The sequence below is a fragment of the Microbacterium sp. ZXT2-5 genome (assembly GCF_055329545.1).
This window is the reverse complement of the sequence record NZ_JBUZWD010000001.1, coordinates 1,616,210-1,632,213: the sequence shown is the minus strand read 5'-3', so window position 1 is coordinate 1,632,213 and position 16,004 is coordinate 1,616,210. Positions and strand designations below refer to the sequence as shown.

14 protein-coding genes are annotated in these 16,004 nt (G+C 71.3%); 5 read left to right on the top strand and 9 right to left on the bottom strand.

Annotated features, from left to right (window positions below; translation table 11 throughout):
• Positions 1–10: 10 nt before the first annotated feature.
• Positions 11–1,108, bottom strand: a complete 1,098-nt coding sequence (locus ACZBH1_RS07130; RefSeq protein ID WP_378878964.1) for an AI-2E family transporter — start codon at positions 1,106–1,108, stop codon at positions 11–13.
• A 111-nt stretch (positions 1,109–1,219) separates the two neighbouring features.
• On the opposite strand from ACZBH1_RS07130, the gene ACZBH1_RS07125 reads away from it, so the two are divergent.
• Positions 1,220–2,614 carry a DUF2252 domain-containing protein gene (locus ACZBH1_RS07125; RefSeq protein WP_336394163.1) on the top strand — a complete coding sequence of 465 codons (1,395 nt, stop codon included), beginning with the start codon at positions 1,220–1,222 and terminating at the stop codon, positions 2,612–2,614.
• A 114-nt stretch (positions 2,615–2,728) separates the two neighbouring features.
• On the opposite strand, the gene ACZBH1_RS07120 is transcribed toward ACZBH1_RS07125, so the two are convergent.
• Positions 2,729–3,142, bottom strand: a complete 414-nt coding sequence (locus tag ACZBH1_RS07120) for an MmcQ/YjbR family DNA-binding protein (protein WP_463645943.1) — start codon at positions 3,140–3,142, stop codon at positions 2,729–2,731.
• 150 nt (positions 3,143–3,292) lie between these two features.
• Between ACZBH1_RS07120 and ACZBH1_RS07115 the strand changes: the two genes are divergently transcribed.
• Positions 3,293–3,940: a hypothetical protein gene (locus ACZBH1_RS07115; protein ID WP_463645942.1), complete on the top strand. Its 648-nt coding sequence runs from the start codon at positions 3,293–3,295 to the stop codon at positions 3,938–3,940.
• Positions 3,941–3,949: 9 nt separating this feature from the next.
• Here ACZBH1_RS07115 and ACZBH1_RS07110 read toward each other — a convergent pair whose 3' ends face one another.
• The 7 genes from ACZBH1_RS07110 to ACZBH1_RS07080 all read right to left on the bottom strand — a co-directional run bounded on the left by ACZBH1_RS07110 (position 3,950) and on the right by ACZBH1_RS07080 (position 11,524).
• Entirely contained in the window at positions 3,950–4,429 is a 480-nt protein-coding gene (locus ACZBH1_RS07110; RefSeq protein WP_336394160.1) for a heat shock protein transcriptional repressor HspR, read from the bottom strand.
• Between the two features lie 31 nt (positions 4,430–4,460).
• Positions 4,461–5,459, bottom strand: coding sequence for a DnaJ C-terminal domain-containing protein (locus ACZBH1_RS07105; protein WP_336394159.1), 999 nt, complete (start codon positions 5,457–5,459; stop codon positions 4,461–4,463).
• An 18-nt stretch (positions 5,460–5,477) separates the two neighbouring features.
• Positions 5,478–6,104 carry a nucleotide exchange factor GrpE gene (locus ACZBH1_RS07100; RefSeq protein ID WP_463645941.1) on the bottom strand — a complete coding sequence of 209 codons (627 nt, stop codon included), beginning with the start codon at positions 6,102–6,104 and terminating at the stop codon, positions 5,478–5,480.
• A gap of 2 nt (positions 6,105–6,106) precedes the next feature.
• Positions 6,107–7,978 (bottom strand): molecular chaperone DnaK, encoded by a 1,872-nt coding sequence (dnaK, locus tag ACZBH1_RS07095; RefSeq protein WP_463645940.1) that lies wholly within the window; start codon positions 7,976–7,978, stop codon positions 6,107–6,109.
• A gap of 205 nt (positions 7,979–8,183) precedes the next feature.
• Positions 8,184–9,383 carry a cation:proton antiporter gene (locus tag ACZBH1_RS07090; RefSeq protein WP_463645939.1) on the bottom strand — a complete coding sequence of 400 codons (1,200 nt, stop codon included), beginning with the start codon at positions 9,381–9,383 and terminating at the stop codon, positions 8,184–8,186.
• A gap of 1 nt (position 9,384) precedes the next feature.
• Positions 9,385–9,873, bottom strand: coding sequence for a cation:proton antiporter regulatory subunit (locus ACZBH1_RS07085; protein ID WP_378878986.1), 489 nt, complete (start codon positions 9,871–9,873; stop codon positions 9,385–9,387).
• Between the two features lie 73 nt (positions 9,874–9,946).
• Positions 9,947–11,524, bottom strand: a complete 1,578-nt coding sequence (locus tag ACZBH1_RS07080; RefSeq protein ID WP_463645938.1) for an MFS transporter — start codon at positions 11,522–11,524, stop codon at positions 9,947–9,949.
• Between the two features lie 84 nt (positions 11,525–11,608).
• Between ACZBH1_RS07080 and ACZBH1_RS07075 the strand changes: the two genes are divergently transcribed.
• The 3 genes from ACZBH1_RS07075 to ACZBH1_RS07065 all read left to right on the top strand — a co-directional run bounded on the left by ACZBH1_RS07075 (position 11,609) and on the right by ACZBH1_RS07065 (position 15,895).
• The gene (locus ACZBH1_RS07075) at positions 11,609–13,054 is read left to right on the top strand and encodes an MFS transporter (protein ID WP_463646665.1); all 1,446 of its coding nucleotides are present in this window, start codon (positions 11,609–11,611) and stop codon (positions 13,052–13,054) included.
• Between the two features lie 126 nt (positions 13,055–13,180).
• A complete protein-coding gene (locus ACZBH1_RS07070) occupies positions 13,181–13,738 on the top strand; it encodes a hypothetical protein (RefSeq protein WP_378878992.1) in 558 nt (185 codons plus the stop codon).
• A 120-nt stretch (positions 13,739–13,858) separates the two neighbouring features.
• Entirely contained in the window at positions 13,859–15,895 is a 2,037-nt protein-coding gene (locus ACZBH1_RS07065; RefSeq protein ID WP_463645937.1) for a vWA domain-containing protein, read from the top strand.
• Positions 15,896–16,004 lie beyond the last annotated feature (109 nt).

The window sequence follows — 16,004 nt, the reverse complement described above, 5'->3', positions numbered from 1 at the left end:
AGCGGTCGGGTCAGGAAGGAGAAGCGGCGTCTCGCGCCGCGGCGGCGGGGGTCGCGGTGCGGTCGCCGGAGAGCCAGCGCAACCATAGCGAGCCGGGGTCGCCCTCGAGGACGAGCGCCCGGACGAAGAGCGTGAGCGGGATGGACAGGATCGCGCCGAGCGGGCCGATGACGAAGGTCCAGAAGATCACCGAGAAGAAGCTCAGCGTGAGGCTGAGGTCCACGGCGTCGCTGACGAACTTCGGCTGCACGAGCACCTGCAGCACGACGTTGACGACGCTGTAGACCGCGATCACCGCGAGCAGCAGCGGCCAGCCGCCCACGACGAACGCGAGCACCGCGGGCGGGATCAGGCCCAGGACGAAGCCGATGTTCGGGATGAAGTTCGTCACGAACGCCAGCACCGCCCACACGATCGGCGCCGGCACGCCCAAGGCCCACAGGGCAAGTCCGTCGATGATCGCCACGACGGCGCCGAACGACGCGTTCACGACGTAGTAGCGACGGATGCCGCGGTTCAGGCGCCGGACCCGCGCGAGCACCGGTCGGCGCTCGGCGCCGAACACGCGCTCCGCGTCGCGATACCGTGCCGCGTCGGCCCCCGTGAAGATGATGTACGAGACGACGAAGAAGAGCGCCGTCAGGACGGCGAGCACCGTCCCCCCGAAACTCGAGAAGAGCTGCACGAGCGCCTGCGGATCGAGGACGGAGGCCGCGGCATCCGTCGCCTCCTGGGCGAGCCCTGCCGACGCGAGCCAGGCGCGGAAGTCGTCGACGCCGCCACGCAGCTGGTCGAGGTAGTCCCTGACGAGCTGCGCGAACTCCGCGCCGGCCACCCACAGCAGCAGTCCCATCAGCGCCAGCACCAGGTAGGCGACGAGGATGACTGCGGTGGTGCCCGCCCACCGCGGCCAGCCGCGGCGATCGAGCGGGCGGCGGACGGGCTCGCAGATCACGACGAGCACGATGCCCAGCGCGAGCGGCCCGACCAGCTCGCGCGCGAAGTACACGCCCGCGAGCACGATCACGGACGCCGCCAGCACGATCAGCACCCTCGCACCCGGCGACAGCACGGGTGCCGGCGGGGCGGGTGGCGCAGCGCGGGTCACGGCGTCAGGGTACCGAGGTCTTCGCACCGCGGCGGGAACGGCGCGCTCGCATCGTGGGCGCCGGGCCGCGCTCCCTGTCGCGCATGCGTCCGGTGATGCCACACTGAGCGCATGTCACTGACCGAGACGAGCCCGATCGCCCAGAGCTGGGCGGCCCCGCGATCGCTGCAGCAGCACCTCGACGACGGCCGTGCGGCGCGCGAGCGGACGCCGCGCGAGTCCCTGGCCGTCCTGCCGACCGGCGAGCGCGATCCGATGGGGATCCTCGACGCGCAGGACGAGACGCGCGTTCCCGAGCTGGTCCCGATCCGCACGGAGCGCATGGCGGCGAACCCGTTCGCGTTCTATCGCGGCACCGCGGCGCTCATGGCGGCAGACCTCGGCCGCTCACCGAGCACCGATCTGCTCGTCGGGTCGTGCGGCGACGCGCACGTGGCCAACTTCGGCCTGTACGGGTCGCCGCAGCGCACCCTCGTGTTCGACCTGAACGACTTCGACGAGGCCGCGTGGGCGCCCTGGGAGTGGGACCTCAAGCGCCTGGTCACGAGCATCGTCATCGCCGGCCAGTCGACGTCGCGCGACGACCGGGTGATCCGCGACGCGGCGCTCGAGGCGGTGCGCACCTACGCACGGTCGCTCCGCGCCGGCGCCAAGCGCAGCCCGCTGAAGCGCTACTACGACCGGTTCGATGCGCTCGCGGCCGAGGAGGCCGCGGACGCCGAGACCCGCGACGTCATCGCCGGCGCCGTCCGCGACGCCGAGCGGCGCACCGGCAAGCGCGCCGCCCGGAAGCTCACCACGTTCGACGACGACGGGCGCATCGTGTTCGTCGAGTCGCCGCCCACCATGACGCACGTCGGCGCGCTGATGGAGGGCCGCGTGCTGAGCGTGCTCGACCAGTTCCGCGAGTCGGTGAGCGTCGACATCCGCGCCCTCCTCCAGAAGTACTCGCTCTCGGACGTGTCGCTGCGGGTGGTGGGCGTCGGCAGCGTCGGCACGCGCTGCTTCCTGCTGTCGATGCAGGACGGCGACGACGGGGTGCTCATCCTGCAGGGCAAGGAGGCCGGCCGCAGCGTCCTCATCGAGCACGGCGGGATCGAGCAGCCGCCCGGGGTGACCCGCTACATCGAGCAGCACGGCGAGGGCGGCCGCGTCGTGGCGATGCAGCGCATCCTGCAGGCCGTCTCGGACCCGTTCCTCGGCCACGTGCGCCGCTCGCCGGAGGGGGCCCAGCGCGACTTCTACGTGCGGCAGTTCCACGACATGAAGGGCGGCTTCGAGATCGACACGCTCGACGACGTCCCCTTCCGGTGGTACGCCGACGCGTGCGCGGCGACGCTCGCCCGTGCGCACGGGCAATCGCCCGACGCGGCCACGGTCTCGGGCTACGTCGGCCGCGGCAAGGCCGTGGGCGAGGCGATCCTGGAGTGGGCGTACGCGTACGCCGCGCTCTCGTACGCCGACTGGGAGCTCTTCCGCAGGCACCGCAACGTCGACGCGGTCTGACGGCGGCCCTGGCGGCGGCGTGCGTACACAGCGTCGGAGGTCTGTGCAGACACGCCGGATCACGGATGCCTCGGCCCGGCGTGTCGCCGAGAACCTCCGATTCCGTGCCCGGCGTCAGGCCGACGGCGGGTGGGAATCGAGCCACTCTCGCCCGACGCGCTTGGTGACCTTGAGCAGCCAGGCGTCGGTGATCACCTCGCGCAGGTGATCGGCGGCGACGGCGTCGAGCCGTACGAGCACCGCGGGAAAGCCGTCGAAGTGCGGGATGGTGAAGAACGCGTCGGGATACGTCTCGAGCAGCGCCTCCTTCACCTGGAGTCCGTCGGTGCGCACGCCCACGATGTCGCCCGCCGGCCAGCTGCGGCCGAGCGCCTCGAGCTGCTCGAGGTCGCGCCGGCTCGGGCCGCGCTGCCAGACGAAGGCGCCGGCCGGCGTGCGCCAGGTCGCCCCGCCGCGGTGCCCGTCGACGCGCTCGACCACCTCCGGCAGGTCGAGCGCGATGGCGCGCACGTCGTCGAGGGTCGCCATGCCCCCATGGTGTCGCACCCGCGGCTTCGGCGTAACCGGCTGCACCGGCGCACGGACACCACGGGACTTTCGGCTCACCCGGGCGTACCCGCACGCTCGTAGCGTGTGCGGTGGAGCCCTCGCGGGCTCGATCCGGAAGTGAGGCACATCATGAAGCGCCTGCCCGTGCAGATCACCCTCGGCGCGGTCGTCCTCGTCGCCGGCGTGCTGCTGTTCATCCAGACCGCCGGGTGGGCGACGATCCCCGGCCCCGTCTGGGCCGCTGTGCTGGCCGTGGCGAGCGGCGCGTTCTGGTTCGTGTTCTTCGCCGACGCCGACGCGTGGTGGGCCGCCATCCCCGGTGCGGCGCTCGCCGGCGCCGCCGTCACACCGCTGATGGAACTCGACCCCGACGGACTCGGCCAGTGGACCGAGGTGCCGATGCTGGCCCTGCTCGGCGTCGGCTTCGCGGCGATCTACCTGCGAGACCACCGCCGCTGGTGGGCGATCATCCCGGCCGGGGTGCTGCTGACGCTCTCGATCGTCACCGCCATCGCGGCGGCGGCGAGCGGTCCCGTCGTCGGGGCCGTCTTCCTGACCGGCGCGGCCGTGACGTTCGCCCTGGTCGCGCTGCTGCCCGGCGGCCAGACGCGCCGGTGGTGGGCGCTGATCCCTGCCGGGGCGCTCGCGATCGCCGCGCTCGTCGTGCTGGCGGGAGCGTCGGAGTGGCTCCTCGTGCTGAACCTCGCCTGGCCGCTGGCGATCGTGGCCGCCGGCACGTTCATCATCTGGCGCGCGCTGCGCCCCAGCCGCCGCTGAGGCGTCCGCTCAGGATGCCGGACCGCCGGGCCGATCGGCATCGCCGGTCGCCGGCGCGATCGGTGTGCGCGGGCGCCACACGACGATCTCGGTCGCCCGGCGCACGCGGGTGCCGTGCCGCAGCGTCACCACCGAGCCCGTCGAGCCGGCCGCGAAGACGCGCGCACCCGGACGCTTCTCGAGCTCGGCGCGCATGCGGTCCTCGAGGTCGCGCACGCGGCCGTGGAGCTCCTGCACGCGGTTCTCGAGCTCGAGGATGCGCATGATCGCCGGAAGGCCGATGCCGTCGGACGACATGCGCGCGACCTCGCGAAGCTGCTCCACGTGGCGCAGTGAGTACCGCCGGGAGCCGCCCTGCGTGCGGGCGGGCACGACCAGACCCAGCCGGTCGTACTGACGCAGCGTCTGCGGGTGCATGCCCGACAGCTCGGCGGCGACGGCGATCGCGAAGATCGGGGCATCCTCGTCGATCTCGTTCTCGGTCATCATCGTCACCTCCTCACGTCCCGAAACGAGGATGTCAGCCCCGCGCCTTCGTCATGAGGTCGGCGCGCGGGTTCTCCTTCGGCTCCAGGCTCTGGAACCGCTCGAGCGCCTCGCGGGCGGCGTCGTCGAGGTGCGACGGCACGGCCACCTGCACCTCGGCGAGCAGATCGCCGGTGCCCTTGCTCGTCTGCACTCCGCGACCCTTCACCCGCAGCACGCGGCCGGAGGGGGTGCCCGGCGCGACGCGCAGCCGCACCGGGTCGCCGCCGAGGGTCGGCACCTCGATGGTCGCACCCAGCGTCGCCTCGGTGAACGTCACCGGCACGACCACCCGGAGGTTCAGGCCCTCCCGCGTGAAGACCGGATGCGGCCGCACGGCCACCTGCACCACGACGTCGCCGTGCTCGCCGCCGTCGGGCGACGGGCGGCCGCGGCCGCGGAGCCGGATCTTCTGCCCGTCGGACACGCCGGCCGGGATCTTCACCTTGAAGGGCTTGCCGTCGTCGCCCTGGAGCGTGATCGTCTCGCCCTTGGTCGCCGTGATGAAGTCGATCGTCGTGCGCGCCGTGACGTCGGCGCCCCGGGTCGGGCCGCCGTAGCCGCGGAAGCCCCCGCTCGGCTGCCCGAACCGGCCCGTGCCGAACCCGGTGCCGCGCTGCTGCTGATTGAACATCGCGAAGATGTCGTCGAAGTCCTCGGCCGACTGGTACCGGGCACCGCGGCCCTGGTTGAACATCGAGAAGACATCCTCGAAGCCCCCCGCGCCCCCCTGGCCGCCCGCGGTGAAGCGGGCACCCGAGCCCATTGCGCGGATCTGGTCGTACTCCTTGCGCTGCTCGGGGTCGGAGAGCACCGAGTACGCCTCGCTGACCTCCTTGAACTTCGCCTCGGCGGCCGCGTCACCCTGGTTGGAGTCGGGGTGATACCGGCGGGCGAGCTTGCGGTACGTCTTCTTCAGGTCCGCCTCGCTGACGTCCTTGGCGACGCCGAGCACCGAGTAGAAGTCCTTGTCGAACCAGTCCTGACTGGCCATGGATGCCCCTCTCCGGTGCTACTCGGCCGGCACAGCGACGACGACCTTCGCCGGACGCAGTTCCACCGAGCCGAGCCGATAGCCGATCTCGACGACCTCGAGGATCGTCGTCTCGGTCACACCCGGGGTCGGCGCCTGGAAGATCGCCTCGTGCTGCTGCGGGTCGAACACCTCGCCGGACGCACCGTAGGTGCTGAGCCCGATCCGCTCGGCGACGCCGCGGAGCTTCTCGGCGATCGCCGCGAACGGCGAGCCCTCCTCGAGGTCGCCGTGCTTCTCGGCACGGTCGAGGTCGTCGAGCACGGGCAGCAGGCCCTTCGCGACCGCTCCCTTGGCGCGCTCGATCTCGACCTCGCGCTGCTCCTCGGTGCGGCGGCGGTAGTTGGCGTACTCCGCCTGCAAACGCTTCAGATCGTTCAGCAGCTGCGACTCGAGGTCGGCGATCACGGCGTCCTCGGCCGCGGCATCCGCGTTCTGCTGCGCACCCAGGATGTCGTCCACGGTCAGCTCTTCGCCGTCGGCGTCGCCCCCGTCCTGCGGCGCGGGGCCGGAGGCGTCCGCCTCCGGCCCCTCACCCTCAGGCCGGACCTCGCCGCCGTCTTCCGGCTCTTCGACCGGGTCGGGATTGTGGTCCTTGTTCGCCATGATTACTTCTTCTCGTCCTCGTCTTCGACGACCTCGGCGTCGACGACATCCTCATCGGAGGTCGCCTGGTCCTGCTGGTCGCCGGCCGGCGCGTCGGTCGGGGCATCGGTCGGCTGCGAGGCCTGGCTCGAGGCGTAGATGGCCTCGCCCAGCTTCGTCTGCGACTGCGAGAGCTTGTCGAACGCGGTCTTCACGGCGTCGTCGTCCTCGCCCGCCAGAGCGGTCTTCAGCGCGTCGACGTCGCCCTGCACCTCGGCCTTCACCTCGGCGGGGAGCTTGTCCTCGTTCTCCTTGATGAGCTTCTCGATCGAGTACGACAGCGTCTCGGCCTGGTTGCGGATCTCGGCGGCCTCACGGCGCTTCTTGTCCTCGGCCGCGTGCTCCTCGGCCTCGCGCACCATCCGCTCGATGTCGTCCTTCGGCAGCGACGAGCCGCCGGTGATCGTCATCGACTGCTCCTTGCCGGTGCCCTTGTCCTTCGCCGACACGTGGACGATGCCGTTCGCGTCGATGTCGAAGGTGACCTCGATCTGCGGGATGCCGCGCGGCGCCGGCGCGATGCCGGTCAGCTCGAACGTGCCCAGCGGCTTGTTGTCGCGGGTGAACTCGCGCTCGCCCTGGAAGACCTGGATCGCGACCGACGGCTGGTTGTCGTCGGCGGTCGTGAAGGTCTCCGAGCGCTTGGTCGGAATGGCGGTGTTGCGCTCGATGAGCTTGGTCATGATGCCGCCCTTGGTCTCGATGCCGAGGCTCAGGGGTGTGACGTCGATGAGCAGGACGTCCTTGCGCTCGCCCTTGAGGACGCCGGCCTGGAGGGCAGCGCCCACGGCGACGACCTCGTCCGGGTTCACGCCCTTGTTGGGCTCCTGGCCGCCGGTCTCCTTCTTGACCAGCTCCGACACGGCGGGCATGCGGGTCGAGCCGCCGACGAGCACGACGTGGTCGATGTCGCCGACCTTGATGCCGGCCTCGCGGATGACGTCCTCGAACGGCTTCTTAGTGCGGTCGAGCAGGTCCTTGGTGAGGTCCTCGAACTTCGCGCGCGTGATCGTCTCGCTGAGCGACACCGGGCCGGAGTCCGTGAGCGAGAGGTACGGCAGGTTCACGGAGGTGCTCGTCGACGAGGAGAGCTCCTTCTTCGCCTGCTCGGCGGCCTCCTTCAGACGCTGCAGCGCGATCTTGTCGCCCGAGACGTCGACGCCGGTGGTGTCCTTGAACTGCTTGATCAGGTAGTCGACGACACGCTGGTCCCAGTCGTCGCCGCCGAGGCGGTTGTCACCGGCCGTGGCGCGCACCTGGATGGTCGAGAAGTCGTCGTCCTTGCCCACCTCGAGCAGGGAGACGTCGAAGGTCCCGCCACCGAGGTCGAAGACGAGGATGAGCTCGTCCTCCTTGCCCTTGTCGAGTCCGTACGCGAGGGCCGCGGCGGTGGGCTCGTTGATGATGCGCAGCACGTTCAGGCCCGAGATCTCCCCGGCCTCCTTCGTGGCCTGGCGCTCGGCGTCGTTGAAGTACGCGGGGACGGTGATGACGGCATCCGTCACCGTGTCGCCGAGGTACTGCTCGGCGTCGCGCTTGAGCTTCTGGAGGATGCGCGCCGAGATCTCCTGCGGCGTCCAGCGCTTGCCGTCGACGTCGAAGCCCCAGTCGGTGCCCATGTGGCGCTTGACCGACGAGACGGTGCGGTCGACGTTGGTGACGGCCTGGCGCTTGGCGGTCTCGCCGACGAGCACCTCGCCGTCCTTGGTGAACGCGACGACCGACGGGGTCGTGCGGAAGCCCTCGGCGTTCGCGATGACCTTGGGCTCGCCGCCCTCGAGGACGCTCACGACCGAGTTGGTCGTACCGAGGTCGATTCCAACAGCACGTGCCATGTGTTTCTCTCCTTCGTGTGGGTGGAGACGGATGCCGCCACCCGGGGTTTACGGGAAGCCTTCTCGCACCCTCGACCGCTCGAACGTGAGGGTTGAGTCGCGATGGCTCAACCATACGCCGGGTGCCGGCATCCGTCAAATCAAACTTGATACGGATGGACTCAAGTTCACTCGGCGACACGCGGCGCATCGGGGTGTGCGCAGGTCAGGATGCCCTCGCCCCGGACGCCCGGCGGTTCGTCTGCACGCGCCCCGTCCATGCCGCGAACCACGCGGCGTCGGGGACCCGCGCCAGGAGCGGGCCCGCGATCATCGTGATCAGCACGTAGGCCGTCGCGAACGCAGCGAGCGACCTGTCGACTCCGGCGCCGACGGCGAGCCCCGCGATGACGATCGAGAACTCCCCGCGCGGGGTCAGCGCGAAGCCCGCCCGCCATCGGCCGGCCTCGGCGATGCCCACCGCCCGCGCCGCCCGGTATCCGGTCAGGACCTTCGTCGCCATCGTCACGACCGCGAGCACGGCCGCAGGGATGAGGACGGCGACGAGGTCGGCCGGATCGGTGGACAGGCCGAAGAACAGGAAGAACACCGAGGCGAACAGGTCCCGCAGCGGCGACAGCAGCCGGTGGGCGTGGGCGGCGACGGGTCCGGAGATCGCGATGCCGACGAGGAAGGCCCCGACCGCGGCCGACACGTTCGCCTGGGCCGCGAGCCCCGCGACGATGAGCGTGAGCCCGAGCACCGAGAGCAGCAGCACCTCGGCGTTGCGGGACCACACCAGGCGCGAGACGACCTTGCCGTGGCGCAGCGCGATGTACAGGATCAGGGTCACCGCGGCGAGGGAGACGACGACGGTCACGACCGCCGCCCCCGGGTCCAGGCCGATGAGCACCGCCGTGAGGATCGGCAGGTAGAACGCCATCGCGAGATCCTCGATGACGAGGATCGACAGCACGACGGGGGTCTCGCGGTTCGCGAGGCGCCCCAGGTCCTGCAGCATCCGCGCGATCACCCCCGACGACGAGACCCACGTGATGCCCGCCAGTGCGAGCGCGGCCACCGGCCCCCAGCCGAGGATCAGCGCGGCGAGGGCCCCGGGCGCCGCGCCCAGCACCGCGTCCAGGACGCCGGCACGGCGGGAGCGGCGGAGATTGCCGAACAGCTCGTCTGCGGTGTACTCCAGCCCGAGCAGCAGGAGCAGGAGGATGACGCCGATCTCCGCGCCGACCTCGATGAACTCCTCGCCCGCGCTGAACGGGAGGAGGCCTCCCTCTCCGAACGCGAGTCCCGCCAGGAGGATGAGCGGGATCGGAGAGATGCCGATCCTGCCCGCGAGCCGGCCGAGCAGGGCGATGCCGAGGAGGAGCGCGCCGATCTCGATGAGAACGAGCGCTCCGTCGTCCATGTCACACCCCGTCGATGATGCGCGCGAGATGCTCGAGGCCGTCGGGCGTGCCGACGGCGACGACCGTGTCGCCCACCAGCAGGAGGTCGGCCGGACCGGGCGCCGGAAGCACGCCGCCGCCCCGGACGATCGCCACGATCGAGCACCGGGTCACGGTGCGCGCCCGGGTGTCGCCGAGCCGGCGGCCGGCGAAGGGGCTGTCGGCCCGCAGCGTGATGTTGGCCGTCGAGAGCCCGTCGATCTGCTCCCTCAGCCCCGCGAGCTGGGTGAGGATCACCGAACCGCCGAGGACTTCCGACAGGGCGGTGGCCTCCTCGTCGGTCATCGCGACGCGCTGCGCAGTACGGTCGGGATCTCGCTCGTCGGCGATGGCGAGCTCGCGCCCGCCGTCGCGGAAGGTGACGACCGAAAGCCGGCGACCGGCGTTCGTCTCGAGGTCGTGCCGCACGCCGATCCCGGGCAGCTCTGCACGTTCCACATGCACGGACATGCCCTCATGATTCCACTGCGGCCGGGGTCGCGGGGAACGATCCCGCACGGCGGAGGCCGGGCGCAGGACCGCGTCAGGCCAGGAGCGTCTCGGCGCCCGTCGGCTTCGGGTCCGGCAGGCGTCGCATGCGGAGCGCGTTGAGCACGCCCAGCACGGTCGCGAGGATCGGGATGAGGAGCGCGACCTGGAGCGCGATGTGGCGAGCCTCCGTGTTGATGCGGATCACCTCGTCGGCGGCCTCCGGCGGCTCGTCGGCCAGGAGCTCTTCCAGGCCGGAGTTGGACATGAGCTGCGCGTCCTCCTCCAGCACGGTGGCCACCTGCTCCTGCTGCTGCGCGTCGAGCACGGTGCTGGAGTACGCCATCGACGTGAAGGTCGACGCGAGCGTGGCGAGCATGATCGCGCCGGCGAACGCGAGGCCGAACGAGAGCCCGAACGACCCCGCGGCCGAGTTGACGCCGGCCGCCTCGCTCACCCGCTCGTCCGAGACCGGCGAGAGCGTGTAGTTGTTGAGCTGCGAGACCAGCAGGCCGAGCCCCGAACCGGCGATGACGAGCGGAACGGCGAGGTACCACCCCGAGTCGGCGATCGGGACGAGCGGCACGATCGCGACGAGCCCGACCAGGGCCAGCGAGAACCCGAGGAGGATGAGGTTGGCCGGCCGCCCCTTGCCGCGGCGGCCGACCCATATCGCGACGACGAACATGCTGAGCGACAGCGGCGCGATCGACAGGCCCGCCTGCAGCGCGTCGTACTCGAGCACCATCTGCAGATAGAGCGGCAGCACGATCATCGTGCCGCCGAGGGCGATCTGCTGCAGCAGCTGACCGCTCACCCCGGTGCGGAACGGCTTCGACGAGAACAGCGCCGGATCGAGCAGCACCGGCTTGCCCTTCTTCTTGCGCGCGTTCAGCCACCACGCCAGTCCCCCGAGCGCCACCACGCCGAGCCCGATGAGCAGGCCGACGTAGCCGCCGCCCTCCTGCCACACCAGGATGCCGAGCACGACGCCGCCCATGCCGACGACCGACAGCCCGGCGCCGACGAGGTCGATGGACCGGTCGCCGGTGTACTTCACGTCCTTGACGAGCCCGATGCCGAGCAGGACGACGCCGATGATGACGGCCTCGAGCGCGAACGCGACCCGGTAGGACCAGAAGGTCGTGATGAATCCGCCGAGCAGCGGGCCGACCGCCGCCGCGATCGCCGCCGACGCCCCGACGAGCGCGTAGACCCGCTTCTGGTGACCGCCGGCGAAGTTGCCGTGGATGAGCGACTGCATGGAGGGCAGGAGGAGGGATGCCCCGATCCCGCCGATCACCGCCCAGAAGATGATGACGGCGGTGAGACTCTGGGCGAAGGTCATCGCCACGGCGCCCACGGCGTACCCGAGGAGGCCCAGGATGTAGGCGAGCTTGCGGCCGATGAGGTCGCCGGTCTTCCCGCCGATGAGGATGAAGGCGGCCGACACGAGCGCCTCGAGTGCGATGGCGCCCTGGACGCCGCTCGCCGTCGTGTCGAGTTCGGCCACGACGGCGGAGATGGAGACGTTCATGATCGACGTGTCCACCACCAGCACGAACATCGCCATCGCGAGCAGGAGGGCGAGGCGCCTGTTGAACGGCGGCGCGGCGGCGGATTCCCCGGTCATGGACGAAGCAAACCATCATCGGCCTCCCGGGCGCTACGGTGAATGCGCACCAGCCGTTCATCGAAGGGGTCCAGCGTGACCGACATGAGCTCCCCCGCCCCCGGACCCGACGAACCCGGTCCCGCCGACGAGCACGCACTGTCGACCGCGGCGCTGAGCACCGACGGCCTCGACGACACCCCGGTGCCGCGGCGCCAGGTGTTCGCCTGGGCGCTGTGGGACTGGGCGACGCAGCCGTTCAACTCGGTCATCCTGACCTTCGTCTTCGTCTCGCTCTACCTGGTGTCCGACAGCTTCCTGCCGGAGGGCGTGGCCGGTCAGAACGCCGACGGCGAGCTGGTGTGCTCGCGGGCGGCGGATGCGGCGACCGAGTACTGCTCGGGCCTGGCGGACCTGTCGGAGTGGTACGGGTGGGTGACCTTCGCCGCCGGCATCCTGATCCTGCTCCTGGCCCCGGTGCTCGGTCAGCGCGCCGATGCGGCCGGGACGAAGAAGCGCTGGGTCGTCGGCGCGACCGCCGCACTGGCGCTGCTGCAGTTCGCCCTGTTCTTCGTCTACAGCGACACGATGTTCTTCTGGCTCGGCGCGATCCTCGTCGCGCTCGGCTCGGTGGCGTCCGAGATCGCCGGCGTCAACTACAACGCGATGCTGGTGCAGGTCTCCACGCCCAGGACGATCGGCCGGGTCAGCGGCCTGGGCTGGGGTCTCGGTTACATCGGCGGCATCCTCGCCCTCGCGATCGTGGTCGTGCTCAACACGGTCGGCTGGTTCGGCCTGGACGTGTCGGACGGCCTGGCGTACCGGCTCATCGCCGTCGGCGCCGCCGTGTGGACGGTCGTGTTCGCGCTGCCGTTCGTCTTCCTCGTGCCGGAGTCGGCCCCTCGCCCCGACCGCAGGCGCGTGGGGTTCTTCGAGAGCTACGCGGTCCTCGTGCGGGACGTGATCGCGCTGTTCCGCGAGCACCGCAGCACGTTCTGGTTCCTCATCGCCAGCGCGGTGTACCGGGACGGCCTCGCCGGCGTCTTCGCCTTCGGCGGGGTGCTCGCCGCGGTGTCGTTCGGCTTCGGCGCCACCGAGGTCATCGCATTCGGCATCGCGCTGAACCTCGTCGCCGGCGTCTCGACGATCGTCGCCGGCCGCCTGGACGACCGGTTCGGAGCCCGCGCCGTCATCATCACGGCGCTGTCGATCCTCATCGTGAGCGCTCTGTTCGTCTTCTTCCTCCGCGAGGGCGGCAAGCCGGTGTTCTGGATCGGCGGCATCATCCTCTCGGCCGCCGTGGGGCCCGCGCAGGCGTCGAGCCGGTCGCTGCTGGCCCGCGTCACCCCGCGCGACATGCAGGGCGAGGTGTTCGGCCTCTATGCCACGACCGGCCGCGTGATGAGCTTCCTCTCGCCGCTGCTGTGGTCGGCGTTCATCGCGGGATTCGGCGCGACCCACTACGGGATCCTCGGGATCGTCATCGTGCTGGTGGCGGGCCTGCTGCTGCTCATCCCGGTGAAGCTCAGGCCGGGCGACATCGGGCGATGAGTCCGACGGGCCGGTCGGGGACGACCGGGGGCGCGAGGATCGGATACCCTCGCTTGCGGTGACCTGGTCACCGGTGCGACCCGGGGGGCGTCGCGACTCGCAGCGCAGCCCTACCCGGAAGGCACCGTGACGATCCCCCTCACCGAGCGACGACGAGCCGCGCGCCACCGGCGGGCGGTGGCGTACTGGTGCGTCATCATCGCGCTGCTGTTCTCCCTCTGGGTGGGCACCACCGTCGCGCCGCCGGTCTGGGTGCGCACGCCGGCGCTCTTCGGCCACCTTGCGGCGGTGATCGTGGGGCTCGGAGCCGCGGTGCTGCTCGAGATGAGCGGATTGCTCTGGATGCTGCGCCGCGCGGTCCTCACCGACCTCCGGCGGGTCGAGCGCACCGTGACGGGCCTCGCGTGGCTCGGTATCGGCGGGCTGCTCGCGACCGGGGCCTTCCTGCAGCCGGATCTGTCCGATCCCCTCACCACCGTCAAGATGGTCGCCGTGCTCGTCGCGGCGATGAACGGCGTCGCGATGACGCGGCTGACCGCCGAGCTCGCACGTCTCCCGGAGGGGGCGCGGTTCCGCGCGATCCCGAGGCGGCTCCAGCTGTGGTGCGTGTGGAGCGCGGTCGTCTCGCAGGCCGCGTGGTGGACGGCGGTGCTCATCGGCATGCTCAACACCGCTTCGCGGTGATCTCCCGGCATTCTCGCCCTCGCCCCCCATGCGGGCTCGGGTTAGGCTCTAGCCTGACCGGACTATCCGGCCGGTGACCCCCCGCCCGGCCGCACGTCCGCATCACCTCCGAGGATGCCCATGCGCGATCGCATGCGCGGCACCGAGGACGCGCCCGGGCCACGCCGCGGCCAGTCCTCCAGTCCGTCGACGACCCCGGCGCCCGCCAGGTCCACGCCCGCACCCGCCGCCCCCTCCGTCGGCGCGTCGACGAAGCCGTCGGCGATCGACGACCGCCGCGACCGGCGCCGTCGCCGCCGCCGCCGGCTGCTGATGTGGACGACGGTCGCGGGCATCGTCGTGCTGGTCGGCTCGATCAGCACCGTGTCCTACGCGATCGTCAGCAATCTCGCCCAGCCGGGTCCCGCCGCGGACGAGCCGGCGCCCGCCGCACCCGCGGACGCCGCCGTCGAGCTGATCGAGTTCCCGCAGGACGAGCCGGCCGCCGCGGCCGGCGCCCAGCCCTGCACGACGGTGAACGTGCTGTCATCGTTCGAGAACGCCCAGATGGTCGAGAGTCTCGCCGCCGCGTACAACAGCAGTCCGCGCAACGTGGCGGGCTCGTGCGTCACCGTGACCACCAGTCGGGACAAGTCCGGCGTCGCAGCCGCCGTGGTGGCCGCAGGCTTCCCCAGCCTCGCCGACGACCAGAAGCCCGCCGTGTGGCTGCCCGACTCGTCGACGTGGGTCGACGTCGCCCAGGCCGAGGGAGCGACCTCGCTGCGCGCGGAGGGCAGCAGCGTGGCGGTCTCCGACATCGTCCTGGCGATGCCCGAGGGCCTGGCCGAGGCGATCGGGTGGGATGCCGAGGCTCCGACGTGGTCCGCCGTGTTCGAGTCCGCCGGCGACGCGGATCTGTGGAGCGGCCTCGGACACCCCGAGTGGGGCGAGTTCAAGCTGGGCAAGACGAGCCCACTGGTGGCGACGTCGGGCGAGGCGGCCATGTTCGCTTCGTACGGCACCGCGGCCGGCTCCCTCGACGACCTGACGGCGACCCAGGTCGAGGACCCAGAGGTGCAGGCGGCCGTGCACCAGAACGAGCTCACGACGAGCCACTACATGGCCACGCCCGAGCACTTCCTCTGGCATGCGCGCCAGGCGGAGGCATCCGGTTCCGCCGCCGACTTCCTGTCCGCCGTGATCGTCGACGAGAAGTCGGTGTGGGACTACAACCGCGGCATCACCAGCCGCGATGGCGTCACCCGGACGCAGGCCGAGCCGCCGGCGGAGCAGCTGGTGCCGATCTATCCGGCGGACGGCTACTACTCGGCCGACAATCCCGCGGTGCGCCTCACGGGCGCGTGGATCGACCCGGTGGAGTCCGAGGCCGCGGCGGACTTCATCCGCTTCGCGCACACCGCGCAGGGCCAGGCCGCCGTCCGCGCCGCGGGCTACCGTGACCTCAACCGCATGCTCGACGAGAGCGTCGCGCAGGTCGGCCGGCTCGACGTCGCGCAGCGGGGCACGCTCGCGTTCCCCGGCGCCGACGTCGTGACGGCCGTGCAGGCGTCGTTCACCGAGGTGCGCAAGCGCGCGAACGTCCTGTTCCTCCTGGACGTGTCGGGGTCGATGGACGAGGCGATCTCGCCGTCCGACACGAAGCTGACCCAGGCGCGGAAGGCGATCGACGCGGCGCTCGGACACTTCACCAGCGGCGACGACGTCGGGCTGGCCGCCTTCGCGCAGGCGCCCGACGGCGCGATGGTGCCCGGCCTGGTGTCACCGGTCGCCGACATCGGCGGATCGCGCGATGCCTTCCTCGGCGCGCTCGGCGGCCTCTCGTCGATGGGCGACACCCCCCTCTACCAGGCGGTGGACGCCTTCGCGGCGCAGCAGGCCGCGTCGTGGTCGAGCGATCGCATCAATGCGATCGTCCTGCTCAGCGACGGCGAGAACGACGCGCCGAACGCGCCGACGATCGGCGCCGACCAGATGCTCGCGAACCTGGCCGACATGCACCACGAGACGCCGGTGCTGATCTTCACGCTCGCGTACGGCGCGGACGCCGACGTGGCGACGCTGCAGTCGATCTCCGGCGCCACCGGAGCCCACTACTACGACGCGACCGACCCGTCCAAGCTCGAAGCCGTGCTCGGCGACCTGGTGACCAGCTTCTGACCTGGCGGCCGCCGGGTCGATCCCGGCGTGGGAGGAGCCGCGGATGCTCCGGCGTCGTCGGTCACCCTCTTCGCGGTAGCGATGAGAGGGCGCGATCGGCAGGGGCGGC